The sequence below is a fragment of the Photorhabdus khanii NC19 genome, from assembly GCF_000517265.1.
Classification (GTDB): domain Bacteria; phylum Pseudomonadota; class Gammaproteobacteria; order Enterobacterales; family Enterobacteriaceae; genus Photorhabdus; species Photorhabdus khanii.
Genome location: NZ_AYSJ01000007.1, coordinates 45,492 through 69,494, shown reverse-complemented (window position 1 = coordinate 69,494; position 24,003 = coordinate 45,492). Strand labels below are relative to the sequence as shown.

The window sequence follows — 24,003 nt, the reverse complement described above, 5'->3', positions numbered from 1 at the left end:
AAAAAGTTAACGACTGCTGATTATTACGCCAAATTTAACTTAAATTATCAATTTCTCCAGTTTTGAGAATCCATATTCCTGCAAAACAGAGATTAATTCATCAGTCTCAGCATCCATCTTCATACAATAAGCAAGGTTATCTGCTGAAGTACAAACAAGATTCTCCTGATGTTTAACCAACCAAGCTGTCCTTCGGGCAATAGCGGCACCGGAATCAATTAAGCGGGTACCATCAGGCAATACCTGAACTAATTCTTCTGCCAATAGTGGAAAATGAGTACAACCCAATACCACCGTATCAGGTGGTTCTTTCATTCTGAGCCAAGGTTTCAGTATCTTTTTTAAAGCGTCGGAAGATACCTTACCACCATGCAGCTTAGCTTCGGCTAATTCTACCAACTCAGCAGAACCTATAGATTCAATTCTGCAATCTATCGCAAATCTTTCGATAAGTTCTTTTGTATAGGCTCGGTTAACTGTTGCTCTCGTCGCCAGTAGCCCAACAATGCCATTACGAGTTAACTTCGCGGCGGGCTTTATCGCTGGAACCACACCAACCACCGGGAAACGGAACCGCTCACGCAAAGCTGGCAAACTGACGGTACTTGCGGTGTTACATGCAATAACGACTATTGCCAAAGAATGTTTTTGCTGAACGGCATCAACAATTTTAACGACTCGTTCAATAATAAATTCTTCCGATTTTTCACCATAAGGGAATGCTTCATTATCAAATACGTATATATAGTGGAGATCCGGCAACAATTGCCGGATCTCTTGGTAAACGGATAAACCACCGACACCAGAATCAAAAACTAAAACTGTCGGGCGGACAGGTTTATTCAAATCAGAAGTTATAGCTCCCAGTGAGGTAATATTCACGTCCTGGAGTACGATAGCCATAAACTGTCTCGTAATCTTTATCAAGCAGGTTGGCTATTCTACCACGAATTGTCAGATGAACAGTGACCGGATATGAAACAGTTAAATCCCAAAAGCTAACTCCGCCTAATTTCACTTCTTGAGCGGGAGATGTACTGGAATCTTTATCGTAACGCTGCCCAAGATATTGATAGGTTAATCCCCAATCAAAATCATATAGCTGCCAGTCAAGTTGATATTTCACTTGCTGCTTCGCACGGCGAGTTAAAATCTCATTAGTTTCACCATTACGTGGATCGATATATTGCAATGTCAATTGATGCTGGAATATTCCAGTATCAATTGAACCAGTCCATTCAACACCTTTAATTTTTGCTTTGCCAATATTGTAGTAGCGACTATTTGTATAATCGATCAATTGTTCAATGTCATTACGATATACAGAAAGACGCCAATTCAACAAACCAGTTACGCCTTCTATACCGCTTTCCCATTGTTTACTTTCTTCAGGTTTCAAATCTCGATTACCTCCCCAAGAACCATACATCTGGCTAAGAGTTGGCGCTTTAAACGCCGTACCATAAGAAGCAATCAAACGATAACCTTCAATAAACTCCCAGCCTGCACTGGTTTGCCATGTAGTATTCCAGCCAGCTTCTGAATGCTTATCCGACCGAATCGCGCCCTCCAGAATAAAATCATTTAATTGCTGCTGTGCTGTCAGATATATCCCTGTACTACGTACTGTTTCACTCGTTGGAATATAACTTGTTCCAGCATCAATGGACTGTTTTTGAAAGTCGACACCCGTACTCACCATTCCCTGATATAGCTGAAAGGTATTTCCCCATTGCAAGTTATATTGTTCAGAATCGCCAAGAGTCGCGGATTTGTCATAGCGCCCATACTTAGGATCAAAGTTGTAGTCTTTTATATGACTATAACTTGCAATTAATTGGGACGAGTAAATCCCTTGGTTAAATTGGATCCCTGAGTCATAATGACGGCTATAAAGTTCACGAGTATCTGGCCTGGCATATGGATAACTCCAGTTAATATCCGCATCATAAGATGTTCTATTGTCATAGCCATAAGCACGGGCAAATCCACTGAATTGCTCATTAAATTTCTGATCAACCCCCAACCAGAGCACTTTACTCATAAAACCATCACGGTCAGGTTGCCTGAAACCACCAGTATTACCCGCAGAAACTACATCAAATCCTTTAGTATAAGTATAGCTGGCTGCTGCTGTCAGTGAGGTGTTTTCAGCTAATTTTTGCTGGGTTGCACCATCATAAACCTGGTAACCGTGTGAGCCGATACCTACGTTTAAACTGGTTCCCGGTTTCTCTCTGGTCGTTATGATATTAATAACGCCGCCAATCGCATCAGAACCATAAACCGCAGAACGTGGCCCACGGATATATTCAATTTTCTGAATCAACGATACAGGTATTTGGCTTAAATCAGAGGAGCCACTGATACCAGCTTGATTCAGACGTATTCCATCCATCAGCACCAATACATGACTAGAGTTAGTACCACGGATAAACAGGGAGCTTAACTGTCCAATACCACCATGCAGCGCAATATCAACACCGGGCAAGCGGCGTAAAATATCGGCTACGCTATTTGACTGCCAACGCTCAATTTCATCTCGTGTTACAACGGCATAAGGAGCCAATATGCTTGAAACAGGCTGTTTAAATCGACTTGCTGTAACAACCAATGAATCCTGCTGTTCTTCCGCAACAGCAACAGGATTCAAACCAGAGATAACTGCAACTGAAATTGCGGATAATAAAAACCGGTTTTTATTTATCATATAGAGAAAACGTCCAACAATGATTGTTAGAAGGCCAAACCTCCATGCTACGATGAAGGTTCAGACCTGTTTAGAATATAAGCATAGACAGGATTATGAATGCGTAATAAGAAAACTGGACATCCTTTGCTCTTTCCCTACAATTTCGCACGAAAATTTTTCTTACTACAGATATAAGAGAACAAACATAATGCAAAATCTCCTGCCAACGGAAAGCTATGAGCAACAACTTGCAGAGAAGGTAAGCCGTTTAAAAAACATGATGGCACCTTTCCAAACTCCGGAACCAGAGGTTTTCCGTTCACCGGTATCTCATTACAGAATGCGGGCAGAATTCCGAATCTGGCATGAGCAGGATGATTTGTACCATATTATGTTTGATCAACAGACAAAACAGCGTATTCGCATTGTGCAATTCCCTGTTGCCAGTAAATTAATCAACAACATGATGGCAGTGTTAATTGACGCCATTAAATCCGAACAAATCCTGCGCCATAAGCTATTTCAGATTGATTATCTGTCCACTAGCAGTAATAAAATCCTTGTTTCTCTGCTTTATCACAAAAAGTTGGTTGATGAATGGACACAACAGGCGTTAAAACTGCGGGAGGAGTTAAGAAATAAAGGGTTTAATGTTGAGCTAATTGGCAGGGCAGCTAAAACTAAAATCGTATTGAACCATGATTACATTGATGAGGTTTTACCTATTGCAGGTCGGAGTATGATCTATCGTCAGGTAGAAAACAGTTTCACCCAACCAAATGCCAGCGTCAATATTCACATGCTCGAATGGGCGATTGATATTACCAAAGGTTCACAAGGCGATTTACTTGAACTTTATTGCGGAAATGGCAACTTCTCTCTGGCGTTAGCTCAAAATTTTGAAAGAGTATTGGCGACAGAAATTGCCAAGCCATCCGTTGCTGCTGCTCAATACAATATCGCAGCCAATAATATTGATAATGTGCAAATTATCCGAATGTCGGCAGAGGAATTTACTCAAGCAATGAATGGAGAACGCGAATTTAATCGCCTTCACGGAATCGATTTGAAAAGCTATCAATGTGAAACTATTTTTGTCGATCCACCACGTAGCGGCCTTGATGAAAAAACAGTTGAGATGATCCAGGCATATCCGCGGGTTCTTTATATTTCCTGCAACCCGGAAACCCTTTGCCATAATTTAGAAACATTAACCCGAACGCATAAAATCAGCCGCCTAGCTCTGTTTGATCAGTTCCCTTATACACACCATATGGAATGCGGCGTACTTCTGGAAAAATTAAACTGAGACTTAACCAGCATACAAAACAAAAACGCCGCAGATAGTTATCTCTCCGGCGTTTTTCATCAATTAATGGCTGTTTTCTGCAATTGCCTGGTTTTTACGGACTTTTATTTTTCTGTAAATCCAGAACACCAATATAGTCCCTATTACCGCGGGGAGGAAATTAGAACCAATTTCAGGGTACTCCACCCTGATAATCGCACTATAACTAAATAATCCCAAGAGGAAGCAAGCGACAACCAGTTTAGGCACCCCATCAGGCATTGAATGATTCAAATAGCGCTGATGGAGACAATAAATTGATAACACCAGTGTTATCAATGGGAAAACTGAAAAAGAAACAACTGAGCTAAAAACTGCTGAAAACGTTCCATTAGTTGCTAATCCGACAATAAAAGCGAGTAACAATGTACTTTTGTCCTGGCGGTATTGTTCCATCATTTCGTTCTCCTTCTTCATAGTTATTTAAGTTTAGGGTCCGGTGGATTTATTTCTCTGCGATACCAATAATATGCACCTTTAGCAATCATCCGTAGTTGCAAGACTAAACGTTCTTCCAAACGCTGTCTTTTCTCCAAATCAATATCCAATGCTTCTGCACCTGCACTGAATACTATTGTCACCATTGCCTCTGCCTGTACTTCAGTAAAATGTCTCGGCATATGGCTTTCCTGCTCTAAATAGTCTGCCAACTCAGCAATAAAATGTTGGATTTCCCGTGCGACAGCGGCACGAAATTCAGCAGAGGTACCTGAGCGTTCACGTAATAATAAGCGGAATGCATTTGGATTATTACCAATAAATTCCATAAAAGTTGAAACAGATGTGCGGATGACACTGCCACCTTTAGCAATACGTTGCCGGGCTTGTCTCATTAACTGACGTAGCATCAAGCCACTCTCATCCACCATAGTCAGCCCTAATTCATCAACATCACGGAAATGGCGATAAAATGAAGTTGGCGCAATGCCTGCTTCCCGAGCCACCTCACGCAAGCTAAGGCTGGTAAAACTCCGTTCAGCACTCAGTTGACTGAATGCCGCTTCAATTAGTGAACGACGGGTTCTTTCTTTCTGTTTCGCTCTGACGCCAGTAATGTTACTCACACGAATCCTGATATCTCTGTCTGAATATAGTGAAGAAATAGACCAAATTTTATAATCATGCTCTTATCATGTCACTGATACGGATTTGTTTCATCATTAAACTGTGACATAAAATCCTTATGACGATTGGGTTATTAACTCAACCAATGTTAATATGGCGTTGTAATTTTGTGTAAAAACAGGTCTTTCCTCTATGCAACATATTCATTTTGACGCCATTGTCATTGGTTCCGGCCCCGGTGGAGAAGGAGCAGCAATGGGATTGGTGAAACAGGGTAAAAGCGTTGCCGTTATCGAACGCTATAACAACGTCGGCGGTGGTTGCACTCACTGGGGTACTATCCCGTCCAAAGCCCTCCGCCACGCCGTCAGCCGTATTATCGAATTTAACCAAAACCCTCTGTACAGTGATAATTCCCGCATTCTTCGCTCTTCATTTGCTGAAATCTTACGCCGCGCTGAAATCGTCATTAATCAGCAAACTAAAATGCGCCAGGGATTTTATGAGCGCAATGGATGTCGTATGTTTTCCGGGGAAGCAACATTTATTGATGACCACCGGGTGAGTGTGCGCTATGCCGATGATAACTACGATATCTTAAGCGCAGATAAGATTATTATCGCAACCGGATCCCGCCCATATTGCCCGCCAGATGTTGATTTCACCCATTCCCGTATTTATAACAGCGATTCCATTCTGAAACTGGATCACGAACCACGGCATGTGATTATTTATGGTGCCGGGGTAATTGGTTGCGAATATGCGTCAATTTTCCGCGGATTAGGCGTGAAAGTTGATTTGATCAATACCCGTAACCACTTACTGGCTTTCCTTGATCAAGAGATGTCAGATGCACTTTCCTACCATTTTTGGAATAGTGGTGTCGTGATCCGCCACAATGAAGAATATTCTAAAATTGAAGGTGTTGATGATGGTGTTATCGTTCACCTCAAATCCGGTAAAAAAGTCAAAGCCGACTGTCTGCTTTATGCTAACGGCCGAACAGGCAATACCGATACGCTTGGGCTGAAAAACATTGGTCTGGAAGCCGATGGCCGCGGGTTACTGAAAGTCAATAAGATCTATCAAACCAGCAACGAAAATATCTACGCCGTAGGAGATGTTATCGGTTATCCAAGCCTGGCATCCGCCGCTTATGATCAGGGCCGAATTGCCGCACAAGCGATGACTAAAGGAAGTGCCGAAGTTCATCTGATTGAAGATATTCCAACCGGCATCTATACCATTCCTGAAATAAGCTCTGTGGGTAAAACCGAACAACAATTAACAGCAATGAAAGTGCCTTATGAAGTTGGGCGGGCACAGTTTAAACATCTTGCACGCGCACAAATTGCGGGGATGAATGTCGGAAGCCTGAAAATACTGTTCCACAGAGAAACCAAAGAGATTCTTGGTATTCACTGTTTCGGGGAGCGTGCAGCTGAAATCATTCATATCGGCCAGGCTATTATGGAACAAAAAGGTGAAAGTAATACTATCGAATATTTCGTCAATACTACCTTCAACTATCCAACTATGGCTGAAGCCTATCGTGTCGCGGCCCTGAATGGCCTGAATCGGCTATTTTGATTGTCCATAATAAGCGCCCATTTTAGCGCTGACAACCTCTGCCAGTTGCTCATAGCGACCACGCAGAGGTGAACCAGGCCGATAAATCAAAATAACAGACCGCTTAGGTTCAGGGTTACCACACCCCAGATAACAGACACCATCACGTTTTCTCTCCTGCGGAACTGCCAGATCAGGCAATAACGTGATTCCACTCCCGGCAGCAACCATATTACGCAGGGTTTCCAAACTGGTTGCCCGGAAATGTGTATCTTCCTTCGCTCCGGCTTGAAAACAGAAACCCATGGCCTGATCACGTAAGCAATGACCATCTTCCAGCATCAGCAGCTTCTCACCTGCCAATTCATCCATAGCAATTTTTTCTCTATCTGCCCAGGGATGGTCATCATAGATTGCCAGTTTCATTGATTCTTCAAACAATGGCACTTCGATGAAAGCTTCTGTCTCCTTAACCATCGCCAGAATCGCACAATCCAATTTGCCACTATCCAACTGGGCTAACAAACTTTGCGTCTGAGCTTCATGCAGATACATTTCCAACTTAGGAAATAAACTATGAAGTTCAGGAATAATATGAGGTAACAGATATGGACCAATTGTTGGAATCAGACCAATATGCAGAGGGCCAGACATATTTTCCCCCTGAAGTGATGCCATTTCCTGTAGGATCCTAACCTCACGGAGAACCGTTCTGGCCTGTTCCACTAATAACATCCCTTGTTGCGTGAACAAAACCTTACGACTAGTGCGTTCCAACAGCATGACACCCAGATCATCCTCAAGCTTACGAATTTGCCCGCTTAACGTAGGCTGGCTGACGTGGCATGAATCGGCAGCATGGCGAAAGTGCCGATGCTCCGCAAGAGCCACAAGATATTCCAGATCGCGGATATTCATTCCCACCTCAACATATTTAATATAAATGATAGAAACTACCAATAGATAATTATATCAATGTGAGGAGAAGACTATCAGATAATCCTTAAAAACTTATATGTAAAGATCTCATTTATTTTACAGGGGATATTAATATCCCCTAACGATGACTCACTTAAGCTTTAGCCTCTGTTTAGCATCTGTAATCGCTTTCATGACCTGTTTCCGCGATACACCACCTTTTGCAAAACGCTTATCCAGACAAGATTGCAGAGACAAAATATCGTATACATCTTCAGTAATTGTGCTGCTAAATTTCTGCAACTCTGCCAATGACAGCTCTTCCAGCGCCTTACCTTGCGCAAGCGCCATAATCACGGTTTCCCCGACAATATGGTGAGCCTCACGGAATGGAACACCTTTTGCGACCAGATAATCAGCCAATTCAGTTGCGTTAGCATAACCCTGTTTAGCCGCTTCTTCACAACGTGAACGCCTGACTTGAATACCATCCAGTACCAACGCTGCCATATGCAAGCAATCGAGCCAAGTGTCCAGCGCATCGAACAACCCTTCTTTATCCTCCTGCATATCTTTATTATAGGCCAGCGGCAAACCTTTCAGGGTCATCATCATACCGGTCAATGCTCCCTGCACCCGACCACATTTCCCACGGATTAACTCCAGCGCATCCGGGTTTTTCTTCTGTGGCATCAGGGAAGAACCCGAAGTCACTCGATCTGACAGTTCAACAAAGCCCGCTTCACCACTGTTAAAGAAAATCAGGTCTTCAGCAAAACGGGAAAGGTGGATCATGCTGATACTAGCGTCAGACAGCAATTCCAGTACATGGTCACGATCTGAAACGCTATCCAGACTGTTACGGGTCGCGGAAGCGAAACCCAGCCATGACGCCAATTGTTCGCGGTCAATATCATAAGCGGTTCCGGCCAATGCTCCGCATCCAAGCGGACTGGTATCCAGCCGTCTTAAAGTATCCTGTAACCGGCTTTCATCACGAGCCAACATTTCTACATAAGCCAGGCACCAATGAGCAAATGTGACAGGCTGTGCTCTTTGCAAATGGGTATAACCCGGCATAACCGCATCCTGATTATTCTCTGCGGTAATAACCAATGCCTGCTGTAATTCCACAATTGCCTGATGAAGATAGGTAATATGCTCTTTACACCAAAGTTTGAGGTCTGTTGCCACCTGATCATTACGGCTACGACCTGTATGAAGCTTCTTACCCAGATCGCCAACTTTGCTGATCAACTGCCCTTCCACCCAACTATGAATATCTTCCGCATCACTTTGCAGGATGGCTTGTGGGCCAGCTTGAACCTCACTCAGCAATTCATTTAATGCCATCTCCAGCTTTTGTTGCTCCTCAGCCGTCAGCACACCAACAGTCACCAGCACTTTCGACCATGCAACCGAACCTGTAATGTCCTGCTCCGCCAGTCGGTAATCAAAGCGAAGTGAATCATTAAATTGTTTGAACCGTTGATCTGCTTCCTGACTGAAACGCCCGCCCCAAAGTGCCATATTTTTATTCCTGATTATCTGATGCCTGAGTGATGTATTGCCTTTTATAAGCCGTAATTTCATGCACTAAGTGGAGATAATGGACCAGAAAAGCCAATCCAGGAACGGATTCACAATCTGGTCATTATCCCCCTATGAAATTACTCTTTACTATTTAATGCCCGAATACGTGAGGAGAGAGAATACAGACGGATAAACCCTTCTGCATGGCTGTGATCGTAAACCTCATCTTCACCAAACGTTGCAAACGCTTCAGAATAAAGGCTGTTTGCCGATCTCTTCTGGATTGCTGTCACCTGGCCTTTATAGAGTTTCAGTACCACTTCACCACTGACATCCGCAGCCAACATCTCCGCGGCTGCCTGAATAGACTGACGCAGCGGCGCGAACCAACGTCCATCATAAACGACATAGGACATTTCCAGCCCAAGTTGCTGGCGCCATTTAAAGCTATCGCGGTCCAAGACCAGTTGCTCGACACCACTCAATGCGGCCATCATGATGGTTCCTCCCGGTGTTTCATAACAACCACGGGATTTCATTCCCACCAGCCGGTTTTCCACGATATCAATCCGGCCAATACCGTGTTTTGCCCCCAAAACATTCAACGCTTCAAGGCATTGATATGGCGACATCACCTTACCGTTAATCCCAACAACTTCGCCTTTCTCAATAGTGATGCTTACCCGTTCAGCTTCATCTGGCGCTTCTTCTGGCTCCACTGTCCATACCCAACAATCTTTATTAGATGCATTCCAGGTGCTTTCCAGCACGCCACCTTCTGTAGAAATGTGCCATGCATTCTCATCACGGCTGTAGATTTTCTCCAGTGTTGCCGTCGTTGGAATATCCCGTGCTTTCAGATAATCCAACAACGCTTCGCGGGAACGTAAATCCCACTCTCTCCACGGAGCTACCACTTTCAGATGGGGCGCTAACGCGGTATAGGTACTCTCAAACCGAACCTGATCGTTACCCTTACCTGTCGCGCCATGAGCAAGTGCATCTGCCCCCACTTTCAGTGCCAGTTCAACCTGTGCTTTAGCAATAATTGGCCGCGCCATTGAAGTTCCCAGCAAATAGCTGCCTTCATACAAAGCACCGGTTTTCAGTACCGGATAAACATAATCTTTAATGAATTCCTCACGCAGATCCACAACGTAACATTCTGATGCGCCAGAGCGTAAAGCTTTCTGCTCCACGCCCTCTAGATCTTCACGGCTTTGCCCCACATCGGCGACAAATGCAACAACTTCACAGTTGTCATAATGCTCTTTCAGCCAGGGAATAATGGCAGAAGTATCCAGACCACCAGAATAAGCGAGAACTATTTTTTTAATATCTTTAGTATGCATGAAGTTACCCTTTGAAATTCCGTTGTTGTTCATTGCCGAAAATTAATCAAACTTGATTTAAGCCAGAATACGAGTACCGACGGGAACACCGTTAAATAGAGCAGTCAGTTGATCCGCATGACGCCAACTGGCGATATCTACCGGGCGACCTAATGTTTTAGCTGCATCCAAAGCTGCATTCACCTTCACAATCATGCCGTCAGTAATGATGCCCTGCACAATAAGTTGTTCAGCTTTCTGGGCGGTCATATCAGGGATCTTCTGCCCTTTACCATCCAAAATGCCGCTAACATCAGAGAGCAATACCAGATCAGCCCCCAAAGTTTGAGCTATCGCCGTTGCCGCCTGATCAGCATTCACATTCATCAGTTCCCCTTTATCAGTTACACCAATCGAACTAATAATGGGTATATAACCAGCATCCAGTAAAATTCTTAGCAACTTAGCATCACCCGGCATCACTTTCCCCACATATCCCAACTCTTCACTCAGTTGGGAAACTGTGACCACATTACCATCTCCTAAATATAATCCAACTGATGTAAGTTGATACTTAGTCGCCCACGACAACAAAGTTTTATTAGCTATACCTGCCAATGCGCCAGTGATAATCCCTATCTGATCAACGGGTGTTACCCGTAATCCTTGCTCCTTCACTACCGGCAGTTGCAGCTTCTGCATCAATTCATCTACCAGACAACCACCACCATGAACAATCACCAACTGGCGTTTATGTGTTTGCCGATACTCCTGTAATGCAGTAAACAAGCGTTCCAGTGCTTCTTCATTATCCAGTAACACGCCACCTAACTTTATGACTAAAGGTTCCATCTGATTTACTCCCTCACGCCAATAATTAAAGTAATGCCTGGGTTTCTTCAAACCCAAAACGAATATTCATACACTGAACTGCCTGAGCTGCTGCGCCTTTCAAAAGATTATCCTCAGTACCGACAATAATCAGATGATCACCCTGTACAACAAAACCGATATCACAAAACGGTGATCCAACAACCGATTTCAGAGCCGGCACCCCTTTGCTGTAGAGACGTACCAGTGGCTTATCTTTATACGCCTGTTGATAAGCTTCACTTATCTGTTCTACGGTAACACCCGGCTGCAATTTACAGGTAATCGTGGCAAGAATACCCCGCGCAAAATTGCCAAGATGCGGAGTAAAAATCACCCTAGTCCCCAGATGTTCCTCAATCTCTGGTTGATGACGATGAGTAAATATTCCATAAGGTTGCAGGCTAACTTCGTAGAAACTGTTGGTCATACTGGCCTTCCGACCTGCACCACTCACGCCGCTGGTTGCATTAATCACCGGCCAGTGACCGATATCCAGCAAACCCTTTTCCAGTAGCGGCTTTAGAGCGAGTTGAGAAACCGTTGGATAACACCCCGGGACAGCAACCAACTGAGCCTGTCTAATTTCTTCAGCCTGCCATTCAGCAAGTCCATATACAGCTTGTGCTAACCATTGAGTATGCTTATGTTTGAATCCGTAGTATTGTTGATAAATCTGAGCATTTTGTACGCGATAGGCACCGGACAGATCGAACACAATGCAACCTGCTGCCAGAAATACCGGCACAATGTCATGACTGACCTCATGGGCGGTGGCAAGGAAAACCACATCAATCCCTTTAGCAGCATCAGTAATGTCAGTCAGCGGTTGCAGCGGTAGATCAACGATGCCTTTATACTGTGGATATAAATCTGAGAAGCATTTATCTGCATCAACGCTCTGAGCAGAAACCATTAGCCTAATCAGATTTATATGTGGGTGACGATGCAGATATGCTGCCAGTTCTGCTCCGGTATAACCACTTGCACCAACAACCAGCGTATTCAACATGGGATATCTTTACCTTGTGCTCAGTATTTAAACGGGATAATGTATTTTTATTCAAAAAAAATGCATGAATATTGATACTATCATGAATAAAGGCTGTCAACAGTGAATATTAAATTACCTCCATTTATTGAGCTATTTCGGCAGTTAATCACTACTCCCTCAATCAGTGCCACCGATATCAGTATCGATCAAAGTAATGAGTCTTTAATCAACCTGCTGGCAAGTTGGTTAAAGGAAATTGGTTTCGAGATTGAAATACAACCCGTACCCAAAGTCCGTGGGAAATATAATTTACTGGCGACTCTGGGGAGTGGTTCAGGTGGATTACTGCTATGTGGACATACTGATACCGTCCCTTTTGACGAAGGGCGCTGGACTAAAGATCCCTTCACCCTGACAGAACGTGATAACAAACTATATGGTTTAGGTACGGCAGACATGAAAGGCTTTTTCGCCTTTATCATTGATGCCTTGCGGGATATTGATGTCAGTAAAATAACCCGTCCGCTGTACATTCTGGCTACCGCGGATGAAGAGACAACAATGGCAGGTGCCCGTTATTTTGCGGCAAGTACCACTATCCGACCGGATTTCGCGATCATCGGTGAACCGACTTCATTGCATCCTATCTGTGCACACAAGGGACATTTATCGAACGCTATCCGCATTGTTGGCCAATCCGGACACTCCAGTGATCCAGATCGTGGTATAAACGCCATTGACTTGATGCACGAATCTATTGGTCACCTGATTGAACTACGCAATACGCTAAAAGAGCGTTACAACAACCCGGCGTTTACCATTCCATACCCAACCATGAACTTCGGCTATATTCATGGCGGTGATGCGGTAAACCGTATTTGTGCCCATTGTGAATTGCATATGGATATTCGCCCGTTACCGGGACTAACGTTACAGGATCTGAACGAACTGTTAAATGAAGCGCTGGAACCAGTTAAGCAACGTTGGCCTGGCCGCTTAACTATCGATGAATTACATGCCCCTATTCCCGGTTATACATGTCCAACCGATCACAAGATGGTTGACGTGATTGAGAAACTGCTAGGCCGCAAGGCTGAAACGGTCAACTACTGTACCGAAGCACCGTTCATTCAGGAAGTATGCCCAACGTTAGTCCTTGGCCCAGGTTCTATTGAACAGGCACATCAACCGGATGAGTTTATTGATATGTCATTTATTGAACCCACCAAAAAGGTAATTTCTCAGTTAATCGATCATTTTTGTCTAAGCAATAATTAATCGTTTTACTCGTCCCCCAAAAGTCAGGGGGACTCAAGCATCATAACAAGCAACAAAAGCACCTTTCCCAAGCCTTCTGCGCATAAGTAATACTTATGGAACATGACCTGCCATTAAATTTTAGAAATTTCTCCCAAACTGATTATTTTCTGATATGAATATGAGGGCTTAGGGTAAATGCAACACTGTGGTGCCACAAAAAACAATTTCCCGCCACTTTAATAAAATTTTTCTACAAGAACAGAATCAACATTCTGCCAGTTATAAAGGCCAAGAGTCACATGAATCAACAATATTCCGCAATGCGCAGTAATGTCAGCATGCTAGGTAAGCTGCTGGGAAATACGATCAAAGAAGCTTTAGGAGAAGATATTCTCGATAAAGTTGAAACTATCCGCAAATTATCCAAATCATCCCGTGCTGGCAATGAAGCACACCGCCAGCAACTATTGTCCACATTGCAAAACTTATCCAATGACGAATTGTTGCCGGTTGCCCGCGCTTTCAATCAATTTCTCAACCTGACAAACGTCGCGGAACAATATCACAGCATATCCCCACATGGTGAAGCTGCCAGCAACCCGGTTGCTTTGGCAAAGTTATTCACCCAGTTAAAAGAAAAAAATTTCAATAACGACGATCTGAAAAAAGCGGTAAATGAGCTGTCTATTGAACTGGTCCTCACCGCTCACCCAACTGAAATCGCGCGTCGTACCTTGATCCACAAACTGGTAGCCGTTAACACCTGTCTATCGCAATTAGATCACGATGATCTGGCGGATTATGAGCGTAATAACATTATGCGCCGCCTGCGCCAGTTAGTCGCCCAGTCATGGCATACCGATGAAATCCGTAAAATCCGCCCTACTCCCATTGATGAAGCTAAGTGGGGCTTCGCTATGGTGGAAAACAGCTTATGGGATGGTGTGCCGGCATTCCTACGTGAATTCAATGAACAGTTGGAAGAGTCAATTGATTACAGCTTGCCGGTCGAAGCTGTTCCCATCCGTTTTACTTCCTGGATGGGGGGAGACCGCGACGGCAATCCGAATGTCACGGCTGAAGTTACTCGCCATGTATTACTACTTAGCCGCTGGAAAGCCGCCGATCTGTTCCTGAAAGATATTCAGGTTTTGGTTTCTGAATTATCCATGTCCGAATGCACATCAGAAGTTCGCAAGCTGGCAGGTGGTGATGAAATTCTGGAACCTTACCGGGAAATTGCCAAAAAACTGCGAACACAACTCAACAATACATTGGAATATTTAGAGAAACGACTGAAAGGGGAACAAGTTCTGCCACCCACCGATCTGCTGGTGGATAATGAACAACTCTGGCAACCCCTTTACGCCTGTTATCAATCATTGAAAACCTGTGGAATGGAAATCATCGCCAACGGCCAATTATTGGATATCCTGCGCCGTATTCGTTGCTTCGGCTTGTCACTGGTACGCATTGATGTCCGTCAGGAAAGCAGCCGCCATACAACCGCCATGTCTGAATTGACGCAATACCTGGAATTAGGAGACTACGAAAGCTGGTCCGAAGAAGAGAAACAGGCTTTTCTGCTGCATGAACTGAATTCAAAACGCCCACTGATCCCACATAACTGGCAACCAAGCGCTGAAACTCAAGAAGTTTTCGAAACCTGTAAGGTGATTGCAGAATCACCTCAAGACGCTATCGCTGCTTACGTTATCTCAATGGCTAAAGTGCCTTCTGATGTATTAGCGGTTCACCTGCTGCTGAAAGAAGCCGGTTGTCCGTTCACCTTACCAGTTGCACCGTTGTTTGAAACCCTTGATGACCTGAATAACGCCGAGGATGTTATTCAACAATTAATGAATATTCAATGGTATCGTTCTCTGATTCAGGACAAGCAGATGGTGATGATTGGCTACTCTGACTCGGCAAAAGATGCCGGAGTGATGGCTGCGGGATGGGCGCAATACCGCGCACAAGATGCACTAATCAAAGCCTGTGAAAAAGAAGGCGTCATGCTGACCTTGTTCCACGGTCGCGGCGGTACCATTGGCCGTGGCGGCGCACCAGCACATGCAGCGCTGCTTTCCCAGCCACCGGGAAGCCTGAAAGGAGGGCTGCGTGTCACTGAGCAGGGTGAAATGATTCGTTTCAAATTCGGTCTGCCACAGGTCACTATCAGTAGCTTAGCGTTGTATGCCAGCGCAATTCTGGAAGCCAACCTGCTACCACCACCGGAACCTAAGCCGGAATGGCATCAGATAATGGATACCTTGTCTGATGTTTCTTGCAAGATGTATCGTAATTATGTACGTGAGCAACCTGATTTTGTACCTTATTTCCGGGCTGCAACGCCAGAACTGGAATTAGCTAAACTACCTTTGGGTTCTCGCCCGGCCAAACGCCGCCCGACAGGGGGTGTGGAAAGTTTACGGGCTATCCCGTGGATTTTTGCCTGGACACAGAACCGCCTAATGTTGCCGGCCTGGTTAGGCGCAGGTGCTGCACTACAAGCAGTCGTGAATGATGGTAAACAGGATGTACTGGCAGAAATGTGCCGCGGTTGGCCTTTCTTTACAACTCGCATTGGTATGCTGGAGATGGTTTTCGCTAAAGCGGACCTATGGCTGGCGGAATATTATGATCACCGTTTAGTGGATAAGCGTTTATGGCCGTTAGGCCAGCAACTACGTGAACAACTTTCCGCGGATATTAAAACGGTATTAACCATTTCCAAAGATGAACATCTGATGGCAGATTTACCGTGGATTGCAGAATCAATCGCCCTGCGTAATGTTTATACCGATCCATTAAATGTTTTGCAGGCAGAACTTCTGCTACGTTCCCGTCAGCAGCAACACCCTGATCCACAGCTTGAACAGGCGCTGATGGTCACAATAGCGGGTGTAGCAGCAGGAATGCGAAATACAGGTTAGTCGCTGTCAGTAGGAAACAATCTCCGCACGACAGTAGTGATATTATTGAGCACAGTACGGGTAACCCCGGACAAGATGTGCTCAATGGTATCACGGTTTTCCCACATTTACCGTTTGCGAAACTCAGCTAAATATGGATGCAAACGAAAAGGAAGTAATTTCTCGCCAGATAAAACGTGTTTGAAGAGCAACTCCCTAATAATTTACCCTCCCTGTTCCACTAAGCAAAAGACACGATAAGATCAGGCTAAATTCCACCCATTACATAAATAAAATTTGATAATGTGTTTTTTGCTCACTTCCCTAGAATTGTGCCTTTCCATTTCTAAGAGGGTTCAATCATGAAGAAAAGTAAACTTGCTATTTTGTTATCTCTTGCTTCCCTGTTTAGTGTTAATGCCTATGCCCAAACAGAGCAACCACAGGAAGCCCCTGCTGCTAAAAATGCCCTGACAGCACAATCCCAGTTGCTACCTAACCCTGAGAGCCCCATCCGCGCCGACGAGAAGGAGCGCAACATTAAGCCTGAGATAGCTTACATCCCCGCACCTCCGCTAACCAATATGTGGGTCTATGCCGTTGGCTCGACAAATTGCGGATGGGAATACACTTTCAACTTGCCGGTGACGAACTGTAATCACGGAGGAAACCTGCTTCGCGCCGCCGTTCTGGAGATTGGCTACGGATTCAACCCCATTGCTGGGATGAACGGCGGTACACTACCAGGCTCAATGTACTCTTCTACACCAGTTTGTATTACAGGCGGGTACTACACTTGGCCGTGCGCTGCGGGCCAAATTGTGATTGGCTTCCTTAAGGAATACAGCCTTGACGGCTACCAGAATGGTCTATTCAGATACCAGAACACTTCCACTAACTGGCCTCATAATACTATGTCAACGCAGATCAACATTCGTTGACCTGCTGTGGAAACCCACTTAAATCTGTAAGGGCCGGGAAACCGCCCTTATTTATTTTTATGCGCAAGTATCGACGCCGATAGTTTCCTGCTATATGACAGATTCAAGCACCTTGAGCATCTTTTTACCATTACGCATCACGCTGGTGAAATCGGCTTATTTAACACCACCTATTTCTGTCAGAGAAACCTCGGCTGTAGCCATTATCAGAGATATCAAAAATGATATTGAGCTGTTGACCACAACACTGAGCGATTGCGCGCGCTGGCATAGAGGTAACTGACTCTGGCATTAATTCTCATCGTAATCAAGCCATTCGGTTTTTTCGCCTGATATTCCCGCCCGCATTAGGCGAAGGTTTACAGCGACTTTTGCTAAACTTTGTGCCACGAGGTCCCTTGAATACCTAATGGCGGCCATCCTTGGTTTTCAGTGGTAGGGAATGTAGCCGTAAGGTCCCTAGCTTGCTGTAACATCCGTCCGACTAAGCTGGCCAGCAACTCAGCATCCAGCTTTTCCAGCCATTCTCGGCTCCAAAGCAGAGTCTCACCCTCGCCACTGCGGCTCAATTGCAACGGCGGCCAGTCGGCTAATGTAGCCAAAGAGCGGGGTTGGACATCACCCAGCGGAATAAACAAAGTTACCAGCTCATCGCGTTGGCGAATATGCAGGCTAAAAGGACCGAGCGGCAGATCAAGCCCCTCCGGGTGCAGGGACTCCTCGGTCTGACCAAGGAGCCGGCACAGATCCGATAATAGGAGATTGAACATGATTACTCTTTATGATTGTCAAACACGGATTCAGTCGGCGGCCACAGGTTGGCGATTGGAGGATTACTCGGCGTACCTTGCAGTTCGCCACCTATGGTCGCAGCCCAAGGATCGATGACACGTGCCTGGGAACCCCAGGTTTCAGGTTTGCCAAGCTCACTGTTGGGATCGCGACCGATCACTACGAAGCAGTGGGTCTGGGTATGCCCCTTGGAGCCACGATGAGCGACTACCTCAATGCGCTGCTGGTCGTCTTGATTGTGCTTCATCAATTCTGCTGCCGCAGAGTAGGCCAAGGTGGTACAGCAGCCAGCCTGGGCCTGAGCGACATGGCGGGCGATGGATTGCAACTGGTTGAGGCTGACGTTGCCTCGCTTGGCGGCGATGGCTGCCATGTTGGACATCATGTTGGCCTGGCTGTTAACCTTCTGGCGCTCAGGATTATCATTGAATAACCGTAACCTCTCCATAATTTGCTGATATTGGGAATTCTGCTTGCTAACGAAGGTGCCTGCATCGGTGCATGCATAGGTTCCCATCTTCTGCAAGGTTGGCATGGCCTGTTGCAACATGGCCTTGATACCGGGCGCGACCACATTTGGCTGGTGGGCACGCACCATAACACCCTGTTCCGACAGAGCCTGTTTGAGTTCGGTGAGGCGGGTGCCCCGGGCCTCCACCTCTTTGGGATGGTGGTTCTCCCAGTGCTGGATAGCATCTTGTACCCGTTGGGCCTGCCCGCTGCTGGGGGCACTCTGCAACTGGCGCAGTTCAGTGATCAACTGTTTGAGATCCGAACTCTGGAAGTGCAGAGGACCACGTCGAACAGACTGTTCGAACAGACGGTTGCCCTGTTCGAGTAGAGGAGAGACGGCAGCGTGCTGAGGAGCCTGCATTTGGCTAAGTGGCATACGGCCGCTAATGGGTGAGATTGGCATGATCTTTTCCAAAATTAGGTTGAGTTAATTAGGGGCATCTTAGTATTTTTCCTGCCCTGCTTATGTAAAAAAGTGATCAGACTTTTGTCTGTTTTGGGTAATCAGAAGATTTCCGTTATCGACTCAATACTCAAACTTACCTACTCAAATTTTATACAGTAAAATGCTGCATACGTTAATTTACTGTATTTATAGGAAAATGCTTATGACTGCTGTTACTCGATTTGATTTAAAGATGGATATTGATGAAAAGGAAGTTATTTCTCGCGCAGCGGCTTTGATGGGCACAACAATAGCTGCATTCGTGCATACGGCGGCTAACAGGGCAGGATCCCACTTTAAATTGAACTATTTCGTTAATTAAGGATGAGAACGGTATCATTGGTCAAATCAGGGCGAGATCTCACATTTTTAGCATAGGAGAGAGTATCAACATCTATTTATTAGTCGAATCTACCCTTCATAAATCAGCAAGTAAATAGCCTGATAATATAAAAATATCCTTTTCTGTTTTCTCGGATAATCAGCCCCTTTATCCAAGGTTTAAATCCTGCCAAATTAACCGTTTTATCCCTTTTTTATTGCGTTATTTTTATGGTTTTCTTCATAAAATAACCGGAGTGAAAACGCTTAAACACCTATCTTATTCGGATAATATTCTTTTACGTGAAGATTTACTTTCAACTCGCTATTAACGGTTAATGATTTTCTATTAAATACCATTAACTATCCTGCTAAAAAGTTACATTTATTAAATTAAATCCGCTCCTGATCTAAAATATTTAATATTTCTACATTCACGTTTTTAAATGATTACAGCAGGTTAGGCTAATGTAAAATAAGCAGAGTATAAAATCGCAGACAAATGAATTAAACATGGCAGGATAAACAATCAGTAAATCAGTAAATCAGTAAATCAGTAAATCAGTAAATCAGTAAATCAGTAAATTTTATGTAATAAAATATTAATTTCAACTGGCAGATTCGACTAATCATTTAATTGATAACAATAAATTATTTATTAACATTAAAACCCCTTTATCCTTTCAGCTATATAAAATTAAATATCAAAAGTATATTAACCTTAATATTCATAAAGATAATAAGAATTTACTATTCATAGCAATACAGCGGAAAAAATATGCTCTTACTAAGCGACATGTCTTAATAAGAGCCAATGATTAAGGACGAACACCCAGAGTATGACAAATTGCATAACTCAGTTCCGCACGGTTTAAGGTATAAAAGTGAAAATCTTTCACACCTTCACGACTTAAAATTTTCACCATATCCATTGCAATAGAAGCACCAACCAGATTAGAGCTTTCAGGGTCATCATCCAGCCCCTCAAACATTCTGGTCATCCAGCTTGGAATACGAACATTGGTCATTGTCGCAAAACGTTTCAGCTGACGGAAGTTGGATACCGGCAGAATACCCGGTACGATTTCCACCTCAATTCCGGCAGCAACACAGCGGTCACGAAAACGCAGATAACTTTCCACATCAAAGAAGAATTGAGTAATCGCACGGTTCGCACCCGCATCAATCTTTCGTTTCAGGCAAATCAGATCAGCCTGAGAATTTTTCGCTTCAGGATGAACTTCAGGGTAAGCAGCCACTGAAATATCAAAATCAGCTTCTTTCTTAAGTAATTCAACCAGATCAGCCCCATACATTTTGGGTTTTTCACTGTTATCAGGTAAATCCCCCCGCAAAGCCACAATATGACGAATTCCATTATTCCAATAATCACGGGCGATTTCACACAATTCATCGCGGCTGGCATCAATACAGGTGAGGTGCGGAGCAGCCTCAAGACCGGTTTTCTCTTTTATTCCTTTGATAATGCTATGGGTGCGATCACGTTCACCAGAGTTAGCCCCATAAGTAACGGAAACAAATTTAGGCTTGAGGGTGCTCAAGCGACCAATGGATTTCCACAGGGTTTTTTCCATTTCAGCTGTGCGCGGTGGAAAGAATTCAAATGAAACACGGATCTGCCCTTCCAGTTCAGCCAGATTCTGATTCAGCGCTTCTCGCTGATTAGCGTGAAAAAAACTCATACCCTGTACCTCGTTAACAAGCGGAATAATTTCCTGTCTTATAATTTGCCAGTTACTTTTATTTAAACGTCTAAACACCTAACCACCTATACGTTTAGACGTCTAAATAAGATGAAGGATTGGGATTTTTTAGTCAACAATAAATTTGAGCTAAGAGAATGAGTAATATTCATTCTGAATCGGAAAAAAATTCATCAAGAAATCTTTGGCGCTGTTTATACCAATTTGGCAGATCAAGATACCCAAGGCTGCGATAACGATGAAGAAGGGTGTCTTTACCAGAACACCCTTCCTCTCGTTATCTCAAATATCAAGCGAAGGAAATTACATCAGCTAACAAGTGGGGATTTGCAACCTAAAGCAGTTGTGACAAACGGTTAAGATCAGACTGAATCGCACCTGCTGTGACATCACGACCGGCACCCGGACCACGGATCACCAGCGGATTATCACGATACCAACGGCTCTCAATCGCGAATACATTGTCGCACGGTAACAAGGAAGCCAATGGGTGATCGGGACGTACCGCTTCAACACCGACTTTAGCCTTACCATTCGCATCAAAACGGGCAACATAGCGCAATACCATGCCCATTTCCTGTGCCGCAGCCAATCGCTGTATCATTTGCTCATTGATAGCACCGCTGTTATCAAAGAACTGCTCAATAGAACCTGATTTCGCTTCTTTCGGCACTAATGACTCAACACGCACCTGCTCTGGTTCAATCTCATAGCCGGCTTCACGGGCGAGGATAATCAGTTTACGCATGACATCCTGACCAGACAGATCAATTCGTGGATCCGGCTCGGTCAATCCCTGCTGCCACGCCTGTTCAACCAAATCACTGAATGGCACTGAACCATCAAATTGCAGAAACAGCCAAGATAACGTACCGGAGAAAATACCACTGATGGACAAAATGGTATCGCCACTCTCGCGTAAATCTCTCACGGTATGGTTGATCGGTAAGCCTGCGCCAACAGTTGCATTGTAAAACCAATGACGACCGGTTTTGGCAAATGCGTCACGAATAAGACGATAATCGTTACTACTGGAAGCACCGGCAATTTTATTGGCACTGATAACATGGAAACCATAACTGGCAAAATCACTGTAACATCGTGCCAGTTCTTCACTGGCAGTCACATCCAGGATCACCAGATCGTCATAAGGGTGCGCCCGCATCCACAGGAACAGCTCATCGACATCATGGTCTGTCGCTTCAGCATCAAAGAAAGCTAGTGCCCGGCTGGCATTAATCCCCTGATAGTCGAGTAAACTACGGCGACTATCCGCCACACCAGCCAGAATAAATTCAAAATCACTGCGGGCAGAAATATTTTTCTGCTCACGGGCGAATAACTCCAGCCAACGGGAGCCGATATTCCCTTTACCAAACAAAATCAGGCCAATGCGCTTTTCAGCACGGAACAAACTCTGATGCAGCCCCTGAATCACATGTTCAGTCTGATTAGTCCGCAACACAGCGACAAGACTGATACCATCCTCCGCATGCCAGATAAATTCTACCGGTTGATCTTTAAGCTGCTGATAAAAACGATGGCAATGCAATGGATTCTTACATACACCTGCCCCAACCAGCGCCACCAATGCCAATCCTTCTCTCAGGGAAAGTTTCCCCGGCAGCACAGCATCTTCCAAAACCTCCAGTGCACTATTCACCACTTCGGCAGTGTAACAGAGCTGAATCAGGTTACAGTCTGGATGGATACCGGTTGCCAGTGGGCGGATTTGTCCCCGTTTTAACAACAGATCAATATCTTTGTATATCTGTTTAAAATCATTATGAGCAGCCACATGCAACTCAATCAGACAAACTTCATCATGGCTGGTGACAATTTTCGCCCCAGTCCCGGAAGCCAACACCCTTTCAACACGGGTAGAACCCTGCTCCGGCTGGTAGCTGCAACGCAGCAGTAAATCAATATCACTGACGGAAACGGGCTGTAAGGTACGGGTATGCAGCACAGGTGCTGCAAGACGAGCAAGCTCACTCGCTTCATCCAGACGTAATAAAGGTAACAGACAGGCGTCTTTTACTTTTCTCGGATCGGCGCTGTAAACACCGGCGACATCACTCCAGATGGTTACCCGTTTAGCCCCTGCCAGAGCACCAACCTGCGTTGCAGAATAGTCACTGCCATTTCTCCCCAGTAAAACCGTTTCTCCATCATGATTACTGGAGATAAATCCCGTTACAACCAGTCGGTTATTAAGATTTTGCGTTAACAGCTGATTCAATAATGGCTGAGAAAGGTCAACATCAACTTGAGGTTGAGCCGCCCGCTCCGCGCGTAAAAACTGACGGGCATCCACCCAGTCACTGGGGATACCCTGAGCTTCAAGCACCGCTGACATCAAACGTGCAGACCAGATCTCTCCGTGCCCCACAACTTCCGCATAAGTCACATCACTCACCGGCTTATCCAGTAATGCACTCAACCTTTCAAGATCGGCAATAAAATACTTCACCAATTCTTCAGCAACAGTTTCAGGCAGCAAACCTCTGATAAGATCCTGCTGATAACGGCGCAAAACCTGCTGTACCTGATGGGCAGAAATACGATCGTTCTGGCTGAGCTTAAGCCAGTTAATTAACTGGTTGGTTGTACTGCCTGCCGCGGATACCACCATTAAATCACCAGGTTGACTGTAATTAGCCATAATCTTGGCTACCCGTTGATAACATTTCACATCCGCGAGACTGCTTCCACCAAACTTATGTAATTGGCGGCCATTTTCCGCCCCTGCTACTGCCAGTGCACTCATGG

At 44.8% G+C, this 24,003-nt stretch carries 20 protein-coding genes; 7 read left to right on the top strand and 13 right to left on the bottom strand.

What is annotated here, in order from left to right; translation table 11 throughout:
• Positions 1 to 39: 39 nt before the first annotated feature.
• Both murI and btuB read right to left on the bottom strand, forming a co-directional pair.
• Positions 40 to 903 carry a glutamate racemase gene (gene murI, locus PTE_RS08175; protein ID WP_036844951.1) on the bottom strand — a complete coding sequence of 288 codons (864 nt, stop codon included), beginning with the start codon at positions 901 to 903 and terminating at the stop codon, positions 40 to 42.
• The gene (btuB, locus tag PTE_RS08170) at positions 848 to 2,710 is read right to left on the bottom strand and encodes a TonB-dependent vitamin B12 receptor BtuB (protein WP_036844948.1); all 1,863 of its coding nucleotides are present in this window, start codon (positions 2,708 to 2,710) and stop codon (positions 848 to 850) included. The genes murI and btuB overlap by 56 nt, the downstream gene beginning before the upstream one ends.
• A 187-nt stretch (positions 2,711 to 2,897) precedes the next feature.
• Here btuB and trmA point away from each other — a divergent pair, with 187 nt between their 5' ends.
• Positions 2,898 to 4,001 (top strand): tRNA (uridine(54)-C5)-methyltransferase TrmA, encoded by a 1,104-nt coding sequence (gene trmA, locus PTE_RS08165; RefSeq protein ID WP_110742838.1) that lies wholly within the window; start codon positions 2,898 to 2,900, stop codon positions 3,999 to 4,001.
• Positions 4,002 to 4,064: 63 nt separating this feature from the next.
• Here trmA and PTE_RS08160 read toward each other — a convergent pair whose 3' ends face one another.
• Both PTE_RS08160 and fabR read right to left on the bottom strand, forming a co-directional pair.
• Entirely contained in the window at positions 4,065 to 4,436 is a 372-nt protein-coding gene (locus PTE_RS08160; RefSeq protein ID WP_021325465.1) for a YijD family membrane protein, read from the bottom strand.
• Between the two features lie 23 nt (positions 4,437 to 4,459).
• Positions 4,460 to 5,104, bottom strand: coding sequence for an HTH-type transcriptional repressor FabR (gene fabR, locus PTE_RS08155; protein WP_036844941.1), 645 nt, complete (start codon positions 5,102 to 5,104; stop codon positions 4,460 to 4,462).
• A 193-nt stretch (positions 5,105 to 5,297) separates the two neighbouring features.
• Here fabR and sthA point away from each other — a divergent pair, with 193 nt between their 5' ends.
• A complete protein-coding gene (gene sthA / locus PTE_RS08150; RefSeq protein WP_021325463.1) occupies positions 5,298 to 6,695 on the top strand; it encodes a Si-specific NAD(P)(+) transhydrogenase in 1,398 nt (465 codons plus the stop codon).
• Here the strand turns inward: sthA and oxyR are convergent.
• From oxyR to argC, 5 genes are all read right to left on the bottom strand, one after another.
• Positions 6,687 to 7,592 carry a DNA-binding transcriptional regulator OxyR gene (gene oxyR / locus PTE_RS08145; RefSeq protein WP_036844938.1) on the bottom strand — a complete coding sequence of 302 codons (906 nt, stop codon included), beginning with the start codon at positions 7,590 to 7,592 and terminating at the stop codon, positions 6,687 to 6,689. The two genes, sthA and oxyR, sit on opposite strands and share 9 nt — an antisense overlap.
• A 150-nt stretch (positions 7,593 to 7,742) precedes the next feature.
• Positions 7,743 to 9,122: an argininosuccinate lyase gene (gene argH, locus PTE_RS08140; protein ID WP_036844935.1), complete on the bottom strand. Its 1,380-nt coding sequence runs from the start codon at positions 9,120 to 9,122 to the stop codon at positions 7,743 to 7,745.
• Positions 9,123 to 9,262: 140 nt separating this feature from the next.
• Positions 9,263 to 10,477 carry an argininosuccinate synthase gene (locus PTE_RS08135; RefSeq protein ID WP_036844932.1) on the bottom strand — a complete coding sequence of 405 codons (1,215 nt, stop codon included), beginning with the start codon at positions 10,475 to 10,477 and terminating at the stop codon, positions 9,263 to 9,265.
• A gap of 57 nt (positions 10,478 to 10,534) precedes the next feature.
• On the bottom strand, positions 10,535 to 11,308 hold the full coding sequence (gene argB / locus PTE_RS08130) for an acetylglutamate kinase (protein ID WP_036844929.1): 774 nt from the start codon (positions 11,306 to 11,308) through the stop codon (positions 10,535 to 10,537).
• 25 nt (positions 11,309 to 11,333) lie between these two features.
• Positions 11,334 to 12,338 (bottom strand): N-acetyl-gamma-glutamyl-phosphate reductase, encoded by a 1,005-nt coding sequence (gene argC, locus PTE_RS08125; RefSeq protein WP_036844926.1) that lies wholly within the window; start codon positions 12,336 to 12,338, stop codon positions 11,334 to 11,336.
• Positions 12,339 to 12,440: 102 nt separating this feature from the next.
• On the opposite strand from argC, the gene argE reads away from it, so the two are divergent.
• The 4 genes from argE to PTE_RS08105 all read left to right on the top strand — a co-directional run bounded on the left by argE (position 12,441) and on the right by PTE_RS08105 (position 17,719).
• Entirely contained in the window at positions 12,441 to 13,598 is a 1,158-nt protein-coding gene (gene argE, locus PTE_RS08120) for an acetylornithine deacetylase (protein WP_036844922.1), read from the top strand.
• 281 nt (positions 13,599 to 13,879) lie between these two features.
• Positions 13,880 to 16,516 carry a phosphoenolpyruvate carboxylase gene (gene ppc / locus PTE_RS08115; RefSeq protein WP_036844920.1) on the top strand — a complete coding sequence of 879 codons (2,637 nt, stop codon included), beginning with the start codon at positions 13,880 to 13,882 and terminating at the stop codon, positions 16,514 to 16,516.
• 341 nt (positions 16,517 to 16,857) lie between these two features.
• Positions 16,858 to 17,436 (top strand): YolA family protein, encoded by a 579-nt coding sequence (locus tag PTE_RS08110; RefSeq protein WP_051477284.1) that lies wholly within the window; start codon positions 16,858 to 16,860, stop codon positions 17,434 to 17,436.
• A gap of 94 nt (positions 17,437 to 17,530) precedes the next feature.
• Positions 17,531 to 17,719, top strand: a complete 189-nt coding sequence (locus tag PTE_RS08105) for a hypothetical protein (RefSeq protein WP_036844915.1) — start codon at positions 17,531 to 17,533, stop codon at positions 17,717 to 17,719.
• Positions 17,720 to 17,810: 91 nt separating this feature from the next.
• Here the strand turns inward: PTE_RS08105 and PTE_RS08100 are convergent, their stop codons facing one another.
• Both PTE_RS08100 and PTE_RS08095 read right to left on the bottom strand, forming a co-directional pair.
• Positions 17,811 to 18,206, bottom strand: a complete 396-nt coding sequence (locus PTE_RS08100; RefSeq protein WP_070974870.1) for a type III secretion system chaperone family protein — start codon at positions 18,204 to 18,206, stop codon at positions 17,811 to 17,813.
• Positions 18,207 to 18,208: 2 nt separating this feature from the next.
• Positions 18,209 to 19,144, bottom strand: a complete 936-nt coding sequence (locus tag PTE_RS08095) for a hypothetical protein (protein ID WP_036844912.1) — start codon at positions 19,142 to 19,144, stop codon at positions 18,209 to 18,211.
• A 205-nt stretch (positions 19,145 to 19,349) separates the two neighbouring features.
• Between PTE_RS08095 and PTE_RS24465 the strand changes: the two genes are divergently transcribed.
• A complete protein-coding gene (locus PTE_RS24465) occupies positions 19,350 to 19,508 on the top strand; it encodes a type II toxin -antitoxin system TacA 1-like antitoxin (RefSeq protein WP_157890170.1) in 159 nt (52 codons plus the stop codon).
• 817 nt (positions 19,509 to 20,325) lie between these two features.
• On the opposite strand, the gene metF is transcribed toward PTE_RS24465, so the two are convergent.
• A complete protein-coding gene (gene metF / locus PTE_RS08090) occupies positions 20,326 to 21,210 on the bottom strand; it encodes a methylenetetrahydrofolate reductase (protein ID WP_036844964.1) in 885 nt (294 codons plus the stop codon).
• Positions 21,211 to 21,565: 355 nt separating this feature from the next.
• Complete coding sequence (locus tag PTE_RS08085) at positions 21,566 to 24,001, bottom strand: bifunctional aspartate kinase/homoserine dehydrogenase II (RefSeq protein ID WP_036844909.1); 2,436 nt, start codon at positions 23,999 to 24,001, stop codon at positions 21,566 to 21,568.
• Positions 24,002 to 24,003: the final 2 nt, after the last annotated feature.